We start from the raw sequence: 18,510 nt of genomic DNA on the forward strand, positions 1-18,510 counted from the left end.
CGAATACGGGGACCAGCGTATGTACGAAACCATCGAAGAACCGCAAGTCAGCAGCCTCCTCGAACGGCGCGGCGGGCAGGCCGCGCCGCAGGTCGTGGGGCCGGGCATGGGGGACGCGGCGGCGTCCCGGCCGGCGCATCCGGTGCCGGCGTCCGTGCCGGCCGACATGGCGCGCGGAACCGCGGCGCAGCCGGGCGTGCGGCGCGTGCTCGTCGTCGACGACAACGCCGATGCCGCGCAAACCGTGGCGATGCTGCTGGAAGTGCTGGGCCACGAGACGGCCGTCGAATACGACCCGCTGCAGGCGCTCGCCGTCGCGCGTGAACAGTCCTTCGACGCGTTCGTCCTCGACATCGGCTTGCCGGGCATGGACGGCCACGAACTGGCGCGCCAGATCCGCGCGCTGCCGCGGGCGGCCGGGGCGCTGTTCATCGCGCTCACGGGGTATGGCCAGCAGCAGGACCGCGACGCCTCGAAGGCCGCGGGTTTCCATTACCATTTCGTGAAGCCGGCCGACGTCGATGCGTTGGCGAAGGCGCTGGCGAAGGGGACCCCGGCCTGAGGTGGGGCTCTGAACTCTGGGGCCTGTCATCATCCTGTCACTTTCACTTCTTACACTGCGAGTTGCTGAACAGTAATTGAGCGTGCATCCCGGCACGCCCTTCTGACGGAACCCGCATGTCCAAGTCCAGTGCGCACACCGCCCCGCGCACCCACCGATTCCTCGCGCTGCTGTGGCCCGCGCTGGCCCTGCTCGTCTGTGCTTCCCTCTGGACCGCCACCATCCTGCATGCCGGCGCGGAACGCCGGCGCGCCGGGGAGCAGGCGTTCAAGGAAGCCGACGCGTATGCCGAAGCCTACGAGCAGTACGTCACGCGCTCGGTCGCCCAGGTCGACCAGATCACCATGCAGCTCAAGCACAGCTGGGAGCACGCACACGACCGCAGCCTGATCGAGAACATGCGCCGCGACGGCATGTTCACCGACGCCGCCTTCGTCAACGTGAGCGTGATCGGGCCCGACGGCGCGGTCCGCTCCTCGAGCCGCATCCACCAGCGCGGGCTGAATTTGTCCCGGGCCGACTTCTTCGTCCAGCACCGCAACGCCATCTCGACCGCCCTGCGCATCGGCACGCCGCCGCCGGAACTGGAAGAAGCGCGCGGCACGATCCTGTTCACCCGCCGGCTCGACACGCAAGACGACGGGTTCGACGGCGTGCTGCTGATGGCCGTCGACGCCGCGTATTTCACGTCGTTCGTCAGCTCGCCCACGCTGGGGCCGGGCAGCCTGCTGGCGCTGGTCGGCACCGACAACGCCCTGCGCGTCGAGCAGGACGCCAGCGGCACCGTGCGGGCCATGGGCACCGCCTCGCTGCTGCCGGCGAACGCCGACCGCTGGCCGGTGGCGCGCGGCGTGCAGTTGGTCGCGGGACAGGGCGGCTTTGCCGACGGCGAGCCGCGCGTGCTGGGCTGGCGCCGTTCCGGCGCGTATCCGCTCGTGGCCCTGGTCGCGCTGTCGCACACGGCCGTGCTGGAAGCGGCCGATGCCTACTGGACGGACAGCCGCAACCACGCGCTGGTGGCGACCGCCGTGCTGACCCTGCTGGCGCTGGGCGCGAGCATGCTGTCGCTGCGCGCGGCGGCGCGGGCGCGCGAGCGGGCCGAGATCCAGCGCGCCTACCGCACGGCCACGGAAAGCGGCAACGACGGCTTCTATATGGTCGCGCCGGTGCGCGACCGCAAGGGCCAGACGGTCGACTTCCGCATCGTCGACTGCAACGAGCGCGGCGCCTTCTTCTACGGCAGCACGCGCGCGCAGCTCGTCGGCAGCCTGCTGTCGACGCTCCACCACGGCAAGTCCTTCGACGACCTGGCCGCCAACTACCGCACGGCGCTGGCCGTCGGCTTCCACCAGGAAGACCGGCGCATGCCCGACAACAACCGGCTGAACATCCGCTGGGGCCACCGCCGCATCGTGCGCGTGGGCGACAACCTCGCCGTCACCTTGCAGGACATCAGCGAGCGCAAGGAACACGAATCCCAGCTCGCGCGCTTGGCCAACGAGGACAGCCTCACGGGCCTGCCGAACCGTCACTGGTTCCTGAACTTCGTGCCGGTGGCGCTGGCGCGCGCGGAGGACGGCGACCACGGTGCGGCGCTGCTGTTCATCGACCTCGACGAATTCAAGCAGGTCAACGATACGCACGGCCACGCCGTCGGCGACCGCCTGCTCCAGCTGGCGGCCGAGCGCCTGCTGTCGCAACTGCGTCCGGGCGACAGCGTGGCGCGCTTCGGCGGCGACGAATTCGTCGTCCTCCTGAGCCCCTTCGACAGCGACCAGCAGGTGGGCGTCGTCGCCGGGCGCATTGTCGACGCCTTCAGCAAGCCGTTCCCGATCGCGGACGACCAGCACATGATCGGCGCCTCGGTCGGCATCGCCGTGTACCCGCGCGACGGCCTCGATGCGGCCACCCTGATCCGCCACGGCGACATCGCCATGTACGCGGGCAAGGCCGAGGGCAAGGGCCAGTACCGCTTCTTCGACCCCGCGCAGTCGAACATCCTCAAGACGCGCACCCAGCTGCGCCAGCGCCTGCTGGAAGCGATCGACAAGCGCCAGTTCGTGCTGCACTACCAGCCGCGCGTGGACACGCGCACGGGCGAGCTCCTGAGCATGGAAGCGCTGCTGCGCTGGGAGCATCCGCAGCTGGGCATGATCCGCCCGGACGAATTCATCCCGCTGGCCGAGTCCAGCGGCCTGATCGTGCCGATCGGCGCCATCGTCATCGACCAGGCCTGCGCCCAGCTGGCCGCCTGGCGTGCGCACGGCGGCGTGCCGGTGCCCGTGTCGATCAACGTCTCGCCGAAGCAGTTCCTGCGCGGCAGCGTGCAGCGCGAGCTGGAAGACGCGCTGGCCCGCCACGCCGTGCCGGCCGGCCTGGTCGAAGTAGAGATCACGGAATCCGCGATGATGGGCGACCAGGCCGAGATCCTCGCCGAGCTGGCCGCGATCCGCGCGCTGGGCGTCAAGCTGCACGTCGACGATTTCGGCACCGGCTACTCGTCGCTGTCGCAACTGCAGCGCATGAAGATGGACGTGCTGAAGGTCGACCGCTCGTTCACGGCCGAGCTGGGACGCTCGCGCGAGGGTACGGTGTTCTTCCAGGCGATCGTGTCGATGGCGCACGCGCTCGGGATGGAAGTCGTGGCGGAAGGCGTCGAGAACGAGGAGCAGTTGCAGATCCTGCGGGCGCTGAACTGCAACGAGGTGCAGGGGTATTTCGTCGCACGGCCGCTGCCGGCGGCGGGCATCGCGCCGTTGCTGGCGCAGCGGTACCTGTTCAAGGAAGCGCTGGCCGCATAACACCCGTAACGCTTGCTACGTCGTCCCGCGAAGGCGGGGACCCAATGTTGCAAGCGCCGTCGCAGCGCATGAAACTTGGGCCCCTGCCTTCGCAGGGGCGACGGTGCATGCGTTTCCGTTCAGGCGCCCAGCAGACTCCCCGTCCGCCACGCATCCGCCCCCGCGATCTTACAGACGTGCATCCCGCGCAGCAGGTGCCGGTGCGCCGTGCTGGCGAACAGCACGCCGGACTGCGTGGGCCGCAGGGTCGTCGTCCTGCCGCTGACCGGGTCGACGATGTCGGCGACGGCGTCGCCCGCCTGCACCTGGTCGCCCAGCTGTTTCAAAAACACGAGCACGCCCGCATGCGGCGCATGCAGCGGTTCCACGCCTTCCAAAGGTGTCGACTCGCACAGCGGCGCCGGCAGCGGCTCGACGGGCAGGTCGACGACGCCTTCGCGCGCCAGGTATTGCAGCAGCGCGTGCGCGTCCTGCTCGGCCAGGTCGTAGCGCACGTCGTTCTCGCCGCGCAGCTCGACCGTCACGCCCACGCAGCCGGAGGGAATCGGGAAACGGTCGCCGAAGTGTTCCGCCAGTTCCCACCATACGCGGCTGCAGGCTTCGTCGAACGGCTCGCCGCCGGATTCGGTCGCCAGCAGCACAGCGTGCGCGCCCATCAGCGCGGCCAGCGGTTTCACCCGTTCGGCCAGCGGCGTGCCCGTGTACATGTGCAGCACGGCCTCGTTGTCGCAGTGGAGGTCGAGCATGATGTCGGCGTCGATCGCCATGCCCAGCAGCGTCTTCTTGAGTTCTTCCGTCGCGTTCTTCGGCAGCCAGGCCGCCACCTCGCGGCGCGCGTGCTCGCGCACGAGAGCTGCGTTGGCGGCGGGGTCGGAACCCAGCTTGTCCTCAAGCGACGTCTTCAACGCCGCGGCCACGTGCCGGTACGAGCGGTTGAAATTGGTGCCGGTGGCGAGATCGAAACGCCCGAACGGCGCGCCGTGGATCACCTGCGACAGCCCGATCGGATTCGCGGCCGGCACCAGGATGATCTCGCCGGTGACTTTGTGTTCCGCATCCAGCCGGTCGAGCTCACGGCGCAGGACGTGCGCGACGAGCATCGCGGGCACCTCGTCCGCGTGTAGCGAGGCCTGGATGTAGACCTTTTTTCCGCTGCCGGGTGCGCCGTAGTGGAAGGACGTCAGGCGGTAGGCCGCGACGTTGTCCTCGGTGGCGATGGGATGGATGATGGTCTGCATGCGGGCTCCTTCGGTGACACGTCATTATGTCCGAGATCGGCTCCGCACCCCGCTCCATTCCACCCGGCCGCGCCGGACGCTGCGCTCAGCCCTTGCGACGGCGCGCAGCGATTGCGCCCAGGGCGCCCAGGCCCAGCAGGGCCAGCGATGCCGGCTCCGGCACGTCGCCGGACGGGCCGGCGGCGGTCACGTTGAAGTTGCCGTACAGGTTGCCGGAATAATGGGTGTCGTCGCCGATGCTGCCGCTGACGGCCATGAAGCCCCATGCCTGGCCTGCGGTCAGGTTCAGCGTCACGTCCGCGCGTTCGACGGCGTCGCCGGTGGCACCCGCAAGGCGCGTCTTGTGATCGGTATCGCCCTGCCAGATGTACATGTCGGTCGCCGAGTTGGCCCACAGTCCGTTCGACGACAGATCGATGACCAGCGCCAGGTCGCCGCTGTGCGCAGCCGTCGTGGCGAAGACATAGGTCTGCGTCGGGGTGCCGTTGTACGCGTCGCCGGGGCGCGGCGAGCGGAAGCTGTATCCCAGGTCCGGGCCCTCGATCGCGACGTCGCTGCCCATTTCGTAGGCATTCCAGCCCGACCACGAGACGGTCCAGGTCTGGCCCAGCGCGCCCGTATCCGTATAGGTGTCGTTCGTCCAGATGTTGGCGACGCCCGCGGCGGCGGGCAGGGACAGCGCGGCCAGGCAGGCGGCCATCGACAGGTTGCGTACAAAGGAAATCATCGCGGTTCTTCTCTGAGGTAAAAACCGAATGTTTTCACATTGGCAATTTACATGTCAAGAAGTAATTTTTAGGCTGCGTCGGTGCCCATGTTTCCGATAGGGCTTGGGCTATAATGTCGACCCTTTCAGTCCAGTCCAAACCGATCATGTCTTCCGATACGCCTACCAACGAGCAGGGCCGCGCCATGCTCTACGACCCGACCGAACGCCGCATCCGCAGTTTCGTCACCCGCGCCGGCCGCCTGTCGACCGGCCAGGCGCGCGCGCTGGAAGCGTACGGCCCGCATTACCTGATCGAGTACCGCAAGGCCCAATTCGATTTCCACGCCCCGTTCGGCCGCACCGCGCCGCTGATCCTGGAGATCGGCTTCGGCATGGGCGACACGACGGCGCACATCGCCAAGGCGACGCCGGACAAGGATTTCGTCGGCGTCGAAGTGCACACGCCGGGCGTGGGCAGCCTGCTGAAACTGGCCGGCGAGCAGGACATCCAGAACCTGCGCATCATCCAGCATGACGCCGTCGAGGTGCTGAACAACATGATCGCCGATGGGACGCTGGCCGGCGTGCACATCTTCTTCCCCGACCCGTGGCACAAGGCGCGCCACAACAAGCGCCGCCTGATCCAGCCGCCGTTCGTCCAACTGCTGTGCCAGAAGCTGGCGCAGGGCGGTTATATTCACTGCGCCACCGACTGGGAAGATTACGCGGTCCAGATGCTGGAAGTGCTGGGCAACGAGCCGGCGCTGCAGAACACGGCCGAGGGCTATGCGGAGAAGCCGTCGTACCGGCCGCTGACCAAGTTCGAGAACCGCGGCCTGAAACTCGGCCACGGCGTGTGGGACCTTGTCTTCACGAAGAAGTAACGGTCACACCATTTCGCTGATGATCCCGACGATCTCGTCGCCATAGGACGTCAGCTTCTTCTCGCCGACGCCCGAGACGCCGCGCAACTGGTCGAGCGACACCGGCTTGACCTTGGCGATCTCGCGCAGGGTGGCGTCCTGGAACACGACGTATGCGGGCACGCCGTGCGCGCGCGCCGTCTCCACGCGCCACCAGCGCAGCTTGTCGAAGATGGCCTGTTCCGACTTCGACAGCTCGACTTCCTCGTAGCTGCCGCGCGGCGTGGACGTGCGCTTGGGTTTCACGGGCTTCTGGTACTGGCGCAACTGCACCTTCTGCTCGCCTTTCAGCACGGGCCGCGCCGCTTCCGTCAGCTTCAATGAGCTGAACGCGTCGTGGTCGACGGTGACGAGGCCGAGGGCGATCGTCTGGCGCACGATGGCACGCCATTCCTGCTCGCCGCGCTCGGCGCCGACGCCGAACACGGTCAATTTATCGTGGTGCCACTGGACGATGCGCTCGGACGAGACGCCGCGCAGCACGTCGATCACGTGCCCGGCCGCGAAGCGCTGGTCGACGCGGTAGATGGCCGACAGCAGCTTTTGCACGGGCACGGTCGCGTCGAACGACGTCGGCGGAATGAGGCACGTGTCGCAGTTGCCGCACGGACCGGAGCGCTCGCCGAAGTATTCGAGCAGGCGCATGCGGCGGCAGCTGAGCGTCTCGCACAGCCCCAGCATCGCGTCGAGCTTGGACGACAGCACGCGCTTGAAATTCTCGTCGGCCTCGGATTCGTCGATCATCCGGCGCTGCAGCACGACGTCCTGCAGGCCGTAGGCCATCCACGCGTTGGACGGCAGGCCGTCGCGGCCCGCGCGGCCCGTTTCCTGGTAATAGCCTTCCAGCGATTTCGGCAGGTCGAGGTGGCAGACGAAGCGCACATCCGGCTTGTCGATGCCCATGCCGAACGCGATGGTCGCCACCATCACGATGTTGTCTTCGCGCAGGAAGCGCGCCTGGTTGTCGGCCCGCAGCGAATACTCCATGCCCGCGTGGTAGGGCAGGGCGCGGATGCCGTTCTCGTTCAGGAATTCCGCCGTCTCCTCGACCTTTTTGCGCGACAGGCAGTAGACGATGCCGGAGTCGCCCGGGTGTTCCGCCGTGATGAAGTCGAGCAGCTGCTTGCGGCCGTTCGTCTTTTCGACGATGGAATAGCGGATGTTCGGGCGGTCGAAGGACGACACGAACTGGCGCGCCTCGTCCAGCTGCAGGCGCTGGGCGATCTCGGCGCGCGTGAGCTGGTCGGCGGTCGCCGTCAGTGCGATGCGCGGCACGTGCGGGAAGCGCTCGTGCAGGATCGACAAGCGGATGTATTCGGGCCGGAAATCGTGGCCCCATTGCGACACGCAGTGCGCCTCGTCGATGGCGAACAGCGAGATGTGCGCGGACTCGAACAGTTCCAGGCAGCGCGGCGTCATCAGGCGCTCGGGCGCCACGTAGACGAGGTCCAGCTCCCCGGTGCGCACCATGCGTTCGATGCGCAGGGTCTCTTCGAACGTCTGCGTCGAGTTCAGGAACGCGGCGCGCACGCCCACTTCGGCCAGCGCGTCGACCTGGTCCTGCATCAGCGCGATCAGCGGGGAGACGACGACGCCGACGCCGTCGCGCAGCAGCGCGGGAATCTGGTAGCACAGCGACTTGCCGCCGCCGGTGGGCATCAGCACGAGCGCATCGCCGCCGGACGCCACGTGCTCGACGATGTCGGCCTGCTGCCCGCGGAAGGCGGGATAGCCGAAGACCGTCTGCAGGATTTGCAGCGCGCGTTGCTCGATGTCGCTCGTCATGATGGTGCTTGCTGCTTTCTGATTATTCGGCCCAGACCACCCAGCCGAAATGGGCGGTGATCAGAACGACCACACCGAACACGATACGGTACCAGGCGAAGCCCGTGAAGTCGTGCGTGCTGATGAAGCGCAACAGCCAACGTACGCACAGGAAGGCGGAAATGAACGCCGCCACGCCGCCGATCAGGAACAGCGGCAGGTCGGACGCATGCAGGTCGTGGCGCGCCTTGAAGACGGAGTATACGGTCGCGGCCAGCAGGGTCGGAATCGCGAGGAAGAACGAGAATTCCGTCGCAGCCGTGCGCGACAGGCCGAACAGCATCCCGCCGATGATCGTCGCACCCGAACGGCTCGTGCCAGGGATCAGCGCGAAGCATTGGGCGCAGCCGACCTTGAACGCGTCGAGGACGGTCATGTCGTCCACGGTCTGGATGCGGTGCGCGCCCGGCAGCACCTTGTGGCGGCGTTCCGCCCACAGGATCACGAACGCACCGACGATGAACGCCAGGGCCACGGGCACCGGCGCGAACAGGTGCGCCTTGATCGCCTTGCTGAACAGGAAGCCCAGCACGGCCGCCGGCAGGAACGCGACGATCAGGTTGATGACGAGCTTTTGCTGGCGCGGATCGGACGTGATGCCACCCAGCACGGCACCGAGGCGCGCACGGTATTCCCACATCACGGCCAGGATCGCGCCGGCCTGGATGGCGATTTCGAACACTTGGGCCACTTCGCCAGTGAAATTGATCAGACTACCGGCCAGGATCAGGTGTCCGGTGGACGAGATCGGCAGGAATTCGGTGAAGCCCTCGACGAGGCCCATGATGATCGCTTTCAGGGCGAGAATGATATCCATTGGTGTATGCGGTACGGTAGGGTTGGGGACGCGTGCGCGGCAGGTATTGCGCGGGCCGCAAGCTTACCATGAGGAAGGGGACTGCCGTCGAGTTACCGTGTCGCCATGTCAGGCTGTCAAGCGCTCCAGTTCGGCCAGGAAAAACATCGCGTGCTCGCGCGTGTCGCCGCACATGTCACGTGATGGCGGCAGGCTGCCGCAGACGCGGGGCCGTTCAGGGTGCCCAAAAATGCGGCAACCGTCGTGCTCGTCCAGCTGCACGCAGCGCACGCCCGCTGGCTTGCCGTTCGGCATGCCTGGAATAGGAGACGTGATCGACGGGGCGATACAGCAGGCGCCGCAGCCGGGGCGGCAGGAAACAAGGGAAGACGGGGTATGCATGTAAAGACCAGAGGCGGGCAAGCAGCCAGTATACTACCGCTTAGTACGACCGCTAATGGCCGCCGTTCTTGACTGGCCCTATCCCCAGGTCTATATTTGCTGACTCAACAGTTAGTTGTCGGACAGAAGCATGCCATGCCCTTTTGACACCAAGCCGCGCTGGGAGCGCCGGAAGGACGCGCGGCCCCAGGAGTTGCTGGAGGCGGCCATCGACCTGTTCGTCGAGCGTGGCTACGCCGCCACACGCCTGGAAGACGTCGCGCGCCGCGCCGGCGTGTCGAAGGGCACCTTGTACCTGTATTACGAAAACAAGGAAGAGTTGTTCAAGGCCGTCGTGCGCAGCAATATCGTGCCCGTGATCGGCGAGGCGGAAGCGTCCGTCGCCGAGTTCGACGGCCACAGCGCCGACCTGCTGCGCCAGCTGATCCACTCCTGGTGGCAGCGGCTGGGTGCGACCAAGGCATCCGGCATCATCAAGCTCGTCATGGCCGAAGCGGACAATTTTCCGGAACTGGCCCGCTTTTACCAGGAAGAAGTCATTACCCGCGGCACCAAGGCCATGGCGTCGATGCTCGAACGGGGCATCGCGCGCGGTGAATTCCGCCCGATCGACGTCAATACGATGACCCAGGTGCTCGTCGCCCCGATGCTCACCCTGATCATCTGGAAGCATTCGGTGGGCCCATGCCCCCGCGCGGAACTGGAACCGCAGGCCTTCCTCGATACCTTCCTCGACATGGCGCTGCATGGTCTTTTACCGGCCGCGCCTCCCGTTTGACCCCTGTTTTCCTACGTCAAGACGCCGAATTCCGGGGTTCATGCCCCGGAAACTGCAGACTGTCGCAATTTCCCCTGGCACTCAGCCGCATGTCGTTAAGATATGTTTGCTGAAGCCGTTCAACGATAAAATATCGGATTATTTATTTCCACCGAGTCTAAAGATGAATATCGAACAAGCCCGCTTCAACATGATCGAACAGCAGATCCGTCCGTGGAACGTGCTGGACCAGGATGTGCTCGACCTGCTGCACGTCGTCAAGCGCGAACAGTTCGTGCCGGCGGCGTACCAGAACCTGGCGTTCGCCGACGTCGAGATCCCGCTGCCGGGCGGTGAAGCCATGCTGGCACCCAAGTTCGAGGCGCGCATCCTGCAGGAAACCGGTGTGAAGAAGCACGAGACCGTGCTGGAAATCGGCACGGGTTCGGGCTACATGGCCGCCCTGCTGGCGCACCGCGCCGCCAAGGTGACGACCGTGGAAATCAATCCGGAAACGGCGGAACAGGCCAAGAAGAACCTGGCCAATGCCGGCGTACACAACGTGACGGTCGAAGTCGGCAACGGCGCCCAGGGTTGGGAAAAGGGCGCGCCGTACGACGTGATCGTGATCTCGGGCGCGCTGGAAGTGCTGCCGGAAGCCATCCTGAAGCAGGTGAAGGTGGGTGGCCGCGTCGCCGCCATCGTCGGCCAGGCGCCGGTGATGGAAGCATCGATCATCACCCGCACCGGCGAGGACGCGTACAGCACGGTCAAGGTGTTCGAGACCAACGTGCGCTACCTGAGCGGCGCCCCGGTGCCGTCGCACTTCCAGTTCTGAGGCGGGCACAAGGATGCAGCATATTACCGCTCCCGAGCTGGCCACCTGGCTGGCCGACCCGTCGCGTCCGAAGCCGTTGCTTCTCGACGTGCGGGAAAACTGGGAATTCGAGACCTGCCACATCGAGGGCTCGACCCAGATTCCGATGAACCTGATTCCGGTCCGCGTGAGCGAACTGGAGGACGGCCAGGACATCGTTTGCGTGTGCCACCACGGCGCACGCAGCATGCAGGTGGCCGCCTTCCTGGAACGCAACGGATTCAGCAACATTACCAACCTTACAGGCGGGATACACGCCTGGGCCGTGCAGGTCGACCCTTCGATGCCGAAGTATTGACGCTGCGTCCTTAACTATTGATGACTCCGACGGAGAAAGTAATGCAGAAGCCCCTCATCGCCGTACTGTTGGCCAGCGCGTTTTCGCTCAATGCCCAGGCGGCCGATCTGATCCAGGTGTACCAGCAGGCACTGGCGAACGACGCCAGCTATGCCAGCGCCCGCGCATCCGCCGCGGCAGGGCGCGAACGTATCACCCAGGGGCGTTCCGGCCTGCTGCCGACCGTCGGCATCAATGGCGATATCACGAAGAACAACAGCGATTTCTCGCCATGGAACAACACACCGTCCTCCGGCAGTAACCTGCGCACCAACGAAATCCAGGTGACCCTGCAGCAGCCGCTGTTCCACTGGGACCGCTGGGAGACGTACCAGCAGAGCAAGCTGGCGCAAGCCATCTCCGAAGCCCAGTTCGCACAGGCCCAGCAAGACCTGATCACGCGCGTCGCGCAGGCGTATTTCGACGTGCTGGCCGCCCAGGACACGCTGGAATCCACGCGGGCGCAAAAGGTCGCAGTGACGGAGCAGCTGGCTTCCGCCAAGCGCAACTTCGAAGTCGGCACGCAGACCATCACCGACACCCATGAAGCTCAGGCCGCGTACGACCTCGTGGTGTCGCAGGAAATTGCTGCCGTCAACGATCTAGAAACCAAGAAGACGGCGCTGCAAGCCATCATCGGCACGGCGCCGGCCACGCTGGCCACGCTGCGCACGGGCGTGTCCCTGACGGCGCCGCAGCCGATCAACGTGGACCAGTGGGTGTCCGCCGCCGAGAACCAGAACTACGCCGTGACCGTGGCCCAGCTGCAATTAGAATCGGCCAAGCGCGACATCTCGAAGAACCGCGCCGGCCACTATCCGACCGTGGACCTCGTCGCATCGTCGCTGCACCGCGACGTCAATGGCCAGACGATCCAGTCGGGCAAGAGCACCAGCAACTCGATCGGCATCCAGTACAGCATCCCGATCTTCAACGGTTTCGCCGTGACGAGCAAGGTGCGCGAATCGATCGCGCTGGAAGACAAGGCCCGCAACGACCTGGAAGCGAACCGCCGCAACGCCGCGCTGGTGGCGCGCCAATCGTTCCTCGGCGTGAACAGCGGCCTCGCGCAAGTGAAGGCGCTGGAAGCGGCCGAAGTGTCGAGCAATTCCGCGCTGGAATCGAACAAACTCGGTTATCAGGTCGGCGTGCGTATCAACATCGACGTGCTGAATGCGCAGCGCCAGTTGTACCAGACCCGTACGGACTTGGCCCGCGCGCGCTACAACACGATCCTGGCCGGCCTGAAGCTGAAGGCCGCCGCTGGTTCGCTGCGCGAGGAAGACCTGCAGCCCATCAACGCCCTGCTGCAACAGCCTTGAACACCGGGGTCAGAGCCCGAATTTTGGCAATTTCCTGAAAACGGGCTCTGACCCCGGTTTTGAAAACGGCGCTACGTGCGCCGTTTTTTATTGCCCTCGAAAATCTCGCTTGAGACGCCCGAAGCAAGCTCTGCATTCATCGAACTCGCGCGACACGCACTCCTACACTCAAGCGTGAACCATTCGAAAGCGAGGTCGCCATGTTCACGTTCTCCCGCGCATTTGCATCCGCCGCTGCGCTCGCAATGACACTGACGCTGTCCGCCTGCGGCGGTGGCCACCATCACGGCAATCCGGGCGGGCCCGGACCGGGGCCCATCAGCAACGGTCCCACCTACGACGTCATCCCGATCGGCCTGCCCGGCGCCACGTATGGCGAGGTCACGCGCCGCGGCATCGCGAACGGCGGCGTCGTCGCCGGCACATCGCGCGGCGCGGACGGCACCGGGCACGCTTTCCTCTACAACGGCAGCAAGACGATCGGGCTGGGGACGCTCGGCGGCGATTTTTCGCAGGCCCTGGCCGTGAACGCCTGTGGCCATGTAACGGGCTGGTCCGCGACAAAGGCCGGCACCGCGCACGCCTTCCTGTACGACGGCACCATGCACGACCTGGGCACGCTCGGCGGCAGCGATTCCGAAGGCACCGTGATCACCCACTGCGGACAAATCACGGGCTGGGCGGCGACGGCCGCCGGGCAGACCCATGCGTTCCTGTACGACGGCAGGAAGCTGAACGACCTCGGTTCGCTCGGCGGCAATTCGTTCGGCAACGGGCTGAACAATCTGGGCGTAGTAGTGGGCTATTCGTTTGGACCGCACAATGCCTGGTTCCACGCCTTCCTGGTCGACAGCCGCACGGGCGGGCCGTTGGTGGACCTCGGCTCGCCGGTCGGCAATTCCGTCGCCGTCGACATCAATGACGCCGGCCAGGTCACCGGCTGGTTCCGCAACGGCGAGGGGGCGCCGACCGGTGCCTTCCTGTACGAACTGGGCAAGATCCGCGACATCGGCACGCTCGGCGGCGCCAGCGCGGAAGCCTTCCAGATCAATGGTGCGGGCCTCGTTATCGGCGCCTCCGCGACTGCCGACGGCAGCAACCGCGGCTTCGTCTACGACGGCACGACCATGACGAGCATCGGCTCTCTCCCGGGCGGCAATGTCTCGATCGCGGAAGCGATCAATGGGAGCGGCCTCGTCGTCGGCTCGGCCGCGACGGCGACCGAGGAGCACGCCGTGTCCTGGACCCGCAAGGACGGCATCGTCGACCTGAACGGCCGGCTCTACGCGCCGCCCGCCGGCCTCGTGCTCGTGCGCGCGCTCGCGGTGGCCGATGACGGCTACATCGTCGTGCGCACGAACCAGGGCCTGGCGCTGCTCAGGCCCTGGAAGTAAAGCCTTACGCGGCTTGCTGCTCGTTGCGCGACCGCCAGGCGATCAGCTCGGCGATCGTGAGGATCGGAAAGCCGCGTTCGCGCGCGAAGCGTTCGATGGCGTCGCCGCGCATCATCGTGCCGTCCTCGTTCATCAGCTCGCACAGCACGGCCGCCGGTTGCAGGCCGGCCAGCACGGCCAGGTCGACGGAGCCTTCCGTATGGCCCTTGCGGCCCAGCACGCCGGCCGGATTGGCACGCAGCGGGAACACGTGGCCCGGGCGCACGAGGTCGGAGGGCTTCGCATCCGGGGCGATGGCCGCGCGGATCGTCGTCACGCGGTCCGCCGCGGACACGCCCGTGGTCACGCCGTCGCGCGCTTCGATCGAGACGGTGAACGGCGTGCCGTAGCGGCTGCCGTTGTCCGCCGCCATCGGCGGCAGGTCGAGCGCACGGACCTTGTCGGCCGACAGGCACAGGCAGACGATGCCGCTGCATTCGCGGATCATCAGCGCCATGGTTTCGACGGTCAGTTTTTCGGCGGCGACGATCAGGTCCGCTTCGTTCTCGCGGTCGAAATCGTCGAGCAGGATCACGGGAATGCCGGCGCGCGTGGCATCGAGGGCGGCGGCGATGCGGCCGTCGAGATCCTCGCTGAAGAGAGTAAAGGTTTGGGTGGTCATTGAGACGCTCCTCGCAAAAAATATAAACGCAGCGAAAAACGCATCAGGGCAAAGCGAAACGACGCGCGCGACCATGCCGGACGGCACAGCGCACACATGATGACGCACATCTTCTTTCATCCGGACTATACCGTCGGCCCTGGCTTCTCACCAGGTCTGCTGACCCTGCAACCGCAGGCGCTCGCGGGCTCGGCCACCGTGATGGCCATACCGCCGGTGGGGAATTTCACCCCGCCCCGAAGACGTAGTTAAATTGTCGCCCGTCGCGAAACGGGCGCGGTGATTGTAGCAGGGTGGGAGATCAGCTGCTGAGGCCGCCGCCGCCGGCGTTGTCGGCACGCTCGATCAGTTCGACCTTGTAGCCGTCCGGATCGGTGATGAAGGCGATCACCGTCGTGCCGCCCTTGACGGGGCCCGGCTCGCGCGTGATGTTGCCGCCGGCCGCGCGGACCTGGTCGCAGGTTTTGTAGATGTCGTCGGCCGAGATGGCGATGTGGCCGTAGGCCGAGCCCATGTCGTATTTGTCGACGCCCCAGTTATAGGTCAGCTCGAGTTCCGCGTGGTCCGGATTGTTGCCGTAGCCGACGAAGGCCAGGGTGTATTTGTATTCCGGGTTCTCGCTCGTGCGCAGCAGTTTCATGCCGAGCACCTTGGTGTAGAAATCGATGGAGCGCTGCAGGTCGCCGACGCGAAGCATGGTGTGCAGGAGGCGCATTGTTGTCCTTGTTGGTTCGTGGGGAAAACGGGAATTTTATGCGCTCGTGTGGATTCGTGCAGGCGTGCCGCGCGCGGCACGCCCCGTGTTTACGCCTGGAGTTTTGCGTCCAGCGTGATATTGGCATTGAACAGCTTGGATACCGGACACCCTTCCTTGGCCTTGCGCGCCGCTTCCTGGAACGCTTCCTCGCTCGCGCCGGGAATCGTGGCGACGAGCTCCAGGTGCACGGCCGGAATGGCGAAGCCGCCGTCGGCCTTGTCCAGCGACACGGTGGCCGTCGTCTCCAGCTTCTGCGCCGTCATGCCGGCTTCGCCCAGTTGGGCCGACAAGGCCATCGTGAAGCAGCCGGCGTGCGCGGCCGCCAGCAGTTCTTCCGGATTCGTGCCCGCGCCATTCTCGAAGCGGGTGTTGAAGCCGTATTGTGCCTGGTTGAGGACGCCACTCTGCGTGGACACGGTGCCCTTGCCATCTTTCAGTCCGCCGCTCCAGACGGCGCTTCCCTTACGTTTGATCATTGTTTTGCTCCCTGGTTGGTGGCGGCCGGTGTGATCCGCCAGACGATGTTGCCGACGTCATCCGCCAGCAAAATGGCGCCGGTCCGGTCGACCGCGACCCCGACCGGGCGCCCGTACGCGTGCTCGTCCTTGCCGAGGAAGCCCGTCAGGACGTCCTGTGGCGGACCGCTCGGCTTGCCGTTGGTGAACGGCACGAACACGAGCTTGTAGCCGGAATACGGCTTGCGGTTCCACGAGCCGTGCTGGCCGATCAGCGCGCCGTTCTTGAACTGCGGCAGCAGGTCGCCGTTGTAGAACGCGAGGCCCAGCGAGGCCGTGTGTGCGCCCAGCGCGTAATCCGGCGGGATTGCCTTCGCGACGAGTTCGGGGTTCTGCGGCTTGACGCGCGTGTCGACATGCTGGCCGTAATAACTGTACGGCCAGCCGTAGAAGGCGCCATCCTTCACGGCCGTCATGTAGTCCGGCACGAGGTCGTTGCCCAGTTCGTCGCGCTCGTTGACGGCGGCCCACAAGGCCTTCGTCTGCGGCTGGAAGTCCATTCCGTTCGGATTGCGCAGGCCGCTCGCGTAGATGTGCGACTTGCCGCTGGCGATGTCGTACTCCCAGATGGCGGCGCGGCCCTTTTCGATCTCCATGCCGTTCTCGGCCACGTTGCTGTTCGAGCCGACCGTGATGTACAGCTTCTTGCCGTCGGGCGCGGCAACGACGTTCTTCGTCCAGTGGTGGTTGATCCCGGACGGCAGGTCGAGCACCTTGGTGCCCTTGGCCGTGATGCTCGTCTCGCCGGTTTTATACGGGAACTTCCACAGCGCATCGGCATTGGCGACGTACAGGTCGTTGCCGACGAGGGTCATGCCGAACGGCGACGTCAGGCCCTGCATGAACGTGGTCTTCGTGTCGGCCGTGCCGTCCGGTTTGAAGCCGCGCAGCAGGATGATTTTATCGGGCGATTCGACCCCCGCGCCCGCTTCCTTTTGCGCCAGGCCCTGTACCTTGGCGCGGATGCCTTTTTCCTTGGGCGCGTTGCCGGGCTTGTTGCTCTCGGCGACGAGCACGTCGCCGTTCGGCAGCACGTACAGCCAGCGCGGATGGTCGAGGCCGGTCGCGTACGCGGTGACGGCCAGGCCCGCGGCCGGCGTCGGACGCGTCCCTTGCGGCCACGCGTCCGCCTTGGCGATGTTGATGGTCGGGATCAGCGATTTTTCGGGTGCCGGCAGGGCCGGATTCGGCCCCCAGCCGACGGGATATTGCTGGGCCTGGGCGGCGCCGGCGCCCAGCAGAGGAAGGAGCAGGAGCGCAAGCCTGGCCGGTGTTCTCATCGATTCTTCCCTCCGTCCGGAATGGTCGAATCGTGGTCGCGCATGTCGCGGTGGCGGTCGGGCTGCGGGTTGGCCTGGCCCGTGGCATCCGGTGCCGGGTTCACGGCTTCGCTGACGCCCGGGGTCGCGCGCGCGTCGGTATCGACGAGGCCTTGCTCGAGGTCTTCCGCCGCCTGCTTCATGATGCCGCGCGGCCTGACGCCCTGGCCGTCCGGCGACTCGTCGCGCTCGTGCGGCTCGCGCTTGTAGCTCTGCTCTTCGATCTTCCGATCGGTATTCACGACGCGGTCTTTTTCTTCCTGCACCATAGCAACCTCCTTCGATTCAATTGATTAAATCCTAATCCTTCAAATCGAACGCGGTCGCGCAATTGGAAGATGCTTTTTTGCAATGAACTGTTTAACATGTTGGTTCATATGACAAACCTGACGAACGTCGTGAACACGCCAGCCCATCTCCATCACACTGCCAGCGATTGCCCGAACTGCAGCGCCATCGTTTCCGGTAATTTTTGCCACGAATGTGGTCAGGAAACGGTTCTGCATCCGCCCAGCACGCGCGAGTTCCTGCACGAGTTCATCGGCCATTACGTCGCGTTGGAAGGCAAGCTTTGGAAGTCGCTGCTGCTGCTTTTGTTCCGGCCAGGACAGCTGACTTTGGAATACATCAATGGCCGCCGTGTGCGTTACATCCAGCCGCTGCGCCTGTACCTGACGTTCAGCCTGATCTTCTTCGCCGTCGCGAAATTCGGCGGCCACGACCAGGTCCCGGCACCGGCCGGGCAGGAACACGCGCCCGCGGCCGCACACGGCAAGGCGGACAAGCAGGGCGGGCTGATGCGCGAAGACGCGCCGGGTGAAATCGCCGAGGGGACGGTGGACCTGCGCAAGAGCATCGGCAGCGTCAACGAGCACTGGGGCGAGCAGGCGGACCGGTTCGCCAGGATGTCGCCGGCGGAGCGGGACAAGGTGATGCGGACGGCCTTCAGCAGTTATGTGCCGTATGCCGTCTTCCTGATGATGCCGCTGTTCGCGCTGTACCTCAAGATACTGTACCTGGGATCGGGACGGCGCTACGGCGAACACCTGCTGTTCGCGCTGCACGTGAATGCGTTCGCGTTCCTGGCCCTGACCCTGCTGATGGTGGTGCCGGATATCGTCGGCATCGTCTCCTTCGTGCTGTGGGTGTGGCTCCTGCTCTACACGCCCATCGCGATGCGGCGCGTGTACGGCGGCTCGCGCCTGGTGACCGGCCTGCGCTGGTTCGTGCTGATGGCGCTGCACGTGACCGGGGTGGGGGTGGCGATCGGCGCCGCGTTCGCGTTCGGCATCCTGCATTGAAGCGAGCACGACCGT

General features: G+C 65.8%; 20 protein-coding genes and 1 riboswitch. Of the genes, 9 read left to right on the top strand and 11 right to left on the bottom strand.

The annotated features are described in order from the left end of the window. Positions 1 to 19 precede the first annotated feature (19 nt). Positions 20 to 562, top strand: a complete 543-nt coding sequence (locus tag P0M04_RS11425) for a response regulator (protein WP_259450599.1) — start codon at positions 20 to 22, stop codon at positions 560 to 562. Positions 563 to 678: 116 nt separating this feature from the next. After that, on the top strand, positions 679 to 3,363 hold the full coding sequence (locus tag P0M04_RS11430; protein WP_259450600.1) for a bifunctional diguanylate cyclase/phosphodiesterase: 2,685 nt from the start codon (positions 679 to 681) through the stop codon (positions 3,361 to 3,363). A 119-nt stretch (positions 3,364 to 3,482) separates the two neighbouring features. Here P0M04_RS11430 and P0M04_RS11435 read toward each other — a convergent pair whose 3' ends face one another. Next, positions 3,483 to 4,601, bottom strand: a complete 1,119-nt coding sequence (locus P0M04_RS11435) for a succinylglutamate desuccinylase/aspartoacylase family protein (RefSeq protein WP_259450601.1) — start codon at positions 4,599 to 4,601, stop codon at positions 3,483 to 3,485. 85 nt (positions 4,602 to 4,686) lie between these two features. Further along, positions 4,687 to 5,328 (bottom strand): PEP-CTERM sorting domain-containing protein, encoded by a 642-nt coding sequence (locus P0M04_RS11440; RefSeq protein WP_259450602.1) that lies wholly within the window; start codon positions 5,326 to 5,328, stop codon positions 4,687 to 4,689. A 185-nt stretch (positions 5,329 to 5,513) separates the two neighbouring features. Between P0M04_RS11440 and trmB the strand changes: the two genes are divergently transcribed. Then, positions 5,514 to 6,194 (top strand): tRNA (guanosine(46)-N7)-methyltransferase TrmB, encoded by a 681-nt coding sequence (gene trmB / locus P0M04_RS11445; protein ID WP_259450856.1) that lies wholly within the window; start codon positions 5,514 to 5,516, stop codon positions 6,192 to 6,194. 3 nt (positions 6,195 to 6,197) lie between these two features. Here the strand turns inward: trmB and recQ are convergent, their stop codons facing one another. The 3 genes from recQ to P0M04_RS11460 all read right to left on the bottom strand — a co-directional run bounded on the left by recQ (position 6,198) and on the right by P0M04_RS11460 (position 9,255). After that, complete coding sequence (gene recQ / locus P0M04_RS11450) at positions 6,198 to 8,018, bottom strand: DNA helicase RecQ (protein ID WP_259450603.1); 1,821 nt, start codon at positions 8,016 to 8,018, stop codon at positions 6,198 to 6,200. Between the two features lie 22 nt (positions 8,019 to 8,040). After that, positions 8,041 to 8,874, bottom strand: coding sequence for an undecaprenyl-diphosphate phosphatase (locus tag P0M04_RS11455; RefSeq protein ID WP_259450604.1), 834 nt, complete (start codon positions 8,872 to 8,874; stop codon positions 8,041 to 8,043). 108 nt (positions 8,875 to 8,982) lie between these two features. Further along, entirely contained in the window at positions 8,983 to 9,255 is a 273-nt protein-coding gene (locus tag P0M04_RS11460) for a YkgJ family cysteine cluster protein (RefSeq protein ID WP_259450605.1), read from the bottom strand. A 130-nt stretch (positions 9,256 to 9,385) separates the two neighbouring features. Between P0M04_RS11460 and P0M04_RS11465 the strand changes: the two genes are divergently transcribed. The 5 genes from P0M04_RS11465 (at position 9,386) to P0M04_RS11485 (ending at position 13,942) form a co-directional block, all read left to right on the top strand. Next, positions 9,386 to 10,033, top strand: a complete 648-nt coding sequence (locus P0M04_RS11465) for a TetR/AcrR family transcriptional regulator (RefSeq protein ID WP_259450606.1) — start codon at positions 9,386 to 9,388, stop codon at positions 10,031 to 10,033. A 163-nt stretch (positions 10,034 to 10,196) separates the two neighbouring features. After that, positions 10,197 to 10,850: a protein-L-isoaspartate O-methyltransferase family protein gene (locus P0M04_RS11470; RefSeq protein ID WP_259450607.1), complete on the top strand. Its 654-nt coding sequence runs from the start codon at positions 10,197 to 10,199 to the stop codon at positions 10,848 to 10,850. 13 nt (positions 10,851 to 10,863) lie between these two features. Then, positions 10,864 to 11,187, top strand: coding sequence for a rhodanese-like domain-containing protein (locus tag P0M04_RS11475; protein ID WP_259450608.1), 324 nt, complete (start codon positions 10,864 to 10,866; stop codon positions 11,185 to 11,187). Positions 11,188 to 11,228: 41 nt separating this feature from the next. Further along, positions 11,229 to 12,548 (top strand): TolC family outer membrane protein, encoded by a 1,320-nt coding sequence (locus tag P0M04_RS11480; RefSeq protein ID WP_259450609.1) that lies wholly within the window; start codon positions 11,229 to 11,231, stop codon positions 12,546 to 12,548. A 200-nt stretch (positions 12,549 to 12,748) separates the two neighbouring features. Further along, the gene (locus P0M04_RS11485) at positions 12,749 to 13,942 is read left to right on the top strand and encodes a hypothetical protein (protein ID WP_259450610.1); all 1,194 of its coding nucleotides are present in this window, start codon (positions 12,749 to 12,751) and stop codon (positions 13,940 to 13,942) included. 4 nt (positions 13,943 to 13,946) lie between these two features. On the opposite strand, the gene ribB is transcribed toward P0M04_RS11485, so the two are convergent. The 6 genes from ribB to P0M04_RS11515 all read right to left on the bottom strand — a co-directional run bounded on the left by ribB (position 13,947) and on the right by P0M04_RS11515 (position 17,742). Beyond that, positions 13,947 to 14,603, bottom strand: coding sequence for a 3,4-dihydroxy-2-butanone-4-phosphate synthase (gene ribB, locus P0M04_RS11490; RefSeq protein WP_259450611.1), 657 nt, complete (start codon positions 14,601 to 14,603; stop codon positions 13,947 to 13,949). Positions 14,604 to 14,707: 104 nt separating this feature from the next. Further along, positions 14,708 to 14,851: riboswitch (FMN riboswitch) on the bottom strand. Between the two features lie 53 nt (positions 14,852 to 14,904). Beyond that, the gene (gene gloA / locus P0M04_RS11495) at positions 14,905 to 15,318 is read right to left on the bottom strand and encodes a lactoylglutathione lyase (RefSeq protein WP_259450612.1); all 414 of its coding nucleotides are present in this window, start codon (positions 15,316 to 15,318) and stop codon (positions 14,905 to 14,907) included. An 89-nt stretch (positions 15,319 to 15,407) separates the two neighbouring features. Continuing rightward, on the bottom strand, positions 15,408 to 15,836 hold the full coding sequence (locus P0M04_RS11500) for an OsmC family protein (protein ID WP_176936478.1): 429 nt from the start codon (positions 15,834 to 15,836) through the stop codon (positions 15,408 to 15,410). After that, entirely contained in the window at positions 15,833 to 17,155 is a 1,323-nt protein-coding gene (locus P0M04_RS11505; RefSeq protein ID WP_259450613.1) for a PQQ-dependent sugar dehydrogenase, read from the bottom strand. The genes P0M04_RS11500 and P0M04_RS11505 overlap by 4 nt, the downstream gene beginning before the upstream one ends. Then, a complete protein-coding gene (locus P0M04_RS11510; protein ID WP_259450614.1) occupies positions 17,152 to 17,463 on the bottom strand; it encodes a hypothetical protein in 312 nt (103 codons plus the stop codon). Before P0M04_RS11510 ends, P0M04_RS11505 begins: the two co-directional genes overlap by 4 nt. 39 nt (positions 17,464 to 17,502) lie before the next feature. Beyond that, complete coding sequence (locus tag P0M04_RS11515) at positions 17,503 to 17,742, bottom strand: hypothetical protein (RefSeq protein ID WP_259450615.1); 240 nt, start codon at positions 17,740 to 17,742, stop codon at positions 17,503 to 17,505. Between the two features lie 9 nt (positions 17,743 to 17,751). Here P0M04_RS11515 and P0M04_RS11520 point away from each other — a divergent pair, with 9 nt between their 5' ends. Then, on the top strand, positions 17,752 to 18,495 hold the full coding sequence (locus P0M04_RS11520; protein ID WP_259450616.1) for a DUF3667 domain-containing protein: 744 nt from the start codon (positions 17,752 to 17,754) through the stop codon (positions 18,493 to 18,495). Positions 18,496 to 18,510 lie beyond the last annotated feature (15 nt).

The organism is Telluria mixta (genome assembly GCF_029223865.1).
GTDB classification, from domain to species: Bacteria; Pseudomonadota; Gammaproteobacteria; order Burkholderiales; family Burkholderiaceae_D; genus Telluria; species Telluria mixta.

Coding starts and splice junctions, on each gene's coding strand:
- P0M04_RS11465 (WP_259450606.1), top strand. CDS start 9,386: ATGCCATGCCCTTTTGACACCAAGCCGCGCTGGGAGCGCCGGAAGGAC.
- P0M04_RS11460 (WP_259450605.1), bottom strand. CDS start 9,255: ATGCATACCCCGTCTTCCCTTGTTTCCTGCCGCCCCGGCTGCGGCGCC.
- P0M04_RS11440 (WP_259450602.1), bottom strand. CDS start 5,328: ATGATTTCCTTTGTACGCAACCTGTCGATGGCCGCCTGCCTGGCCGCG.
- P0M04_RS11455 (WP_259450604.1), bottom strand. CDS start 8,874: ATGGATATCATTCTCGCCCTGAAAGCGATCATCATGGGCCTCGTCGAG.
- P0M04_RS11480 (WP_259450609.1), top strand. CDS start 11,229: ATGCAGAAGCCCCTCATCGCCGTACTGTTGGCCAGCGCGTTTTCGCTC.
- P0M04_RS11470 (WP_259450607.1), top strand. CDS start 10,197: ATGAATATCGAACAAGCCCGCTTCAACATGATCGAACAGCAGATCCGT.
- recQ (WP_259450603.1), bottom strand. CDS start 8,018: ATGACGAGCGACATCGAGCAACGCGCGCTGCAAATCCTGCAGACGGTC.
- P0M04_RS11500 (WP_176936478.1), bottom strand. CDS start 15,836: ATGATCAAACGTAAGGGAAGCGCCGTCTGGAGCGGCGGACTGAAAGAT.
- P0M04_RS11425 (WP_259450599.1), top strand. CDS start 20: ATGTACGAAACCATCGAAGAACCGCAAGTCAGCAGCCTCCTCGAACGG.
- trmB (WP_259450856.1), top strand. CDS start 5,514: ATGCTCTACGACCCGACCGAACGCCGCATCCGCAGTTTCGTCACCCGC.
- P0M04_RS11505 (WP_259450613.1), bottom strand. CDS start 17,155: ATGAGAACACCGGCCAGGCTTGCGCTCCTGCTCCTTCCTCTGCTGGGC.
- gloA (WP_259450612.1), bottom strand. CDS start 15,318: ATGCGCCTCCTGCACACCATGCTTCGCGTCGGCGACCTGCAGCGCTCC.
- P0M04_RS11515 (WP_259450615.1), bottom strand. CDS start 17,742: ATGGCCGATGAACTCGTGCAGGAACTCGCGCGTGCTGGGCGGATGCAG.
- P0M04_RS11475 (WP_259450608.1), top strand. CDS start 10,864: ATGCAGCATATTACCGCTCCCGAGCTGGCCACCTGGCTGGCCGACCCG.
- P0M04_RS11510 (WP_259450614.1), bottom strand. CDS start 17,463: ATGGTGCAGGAAGAAAAAGACCGCGTCGTGAATACCGATCGGAAGATC.
- ribB (WP_259450611.1), bottom strand. CDS start 14,603: ATGACCACCCAAACCTTTACTCTCTTCAGCGAGGATCTCGACGGCCGC.
- P0M04_RS11435 (WP_259450601.1), bottom strand. CDS start 4,601: ATGCAGACCATCATCCATCCCATCGCCACCGAGGACAACGTCGCGGCC.
- P0M04_RS11430 (WP_259450600.1), top strand. CDS start 679: ATGTCCAAGTCCAGTGCGCACACCGCCCCGCGCACCCACCGATTCCTC.
- P0M04_RS11485 (WP_259450610.1), top strand. CDS start 12,749: ATGTTCACGTTCTCCCGCGCATTTGCATCCGCCGCTGCGCTCGCAATG.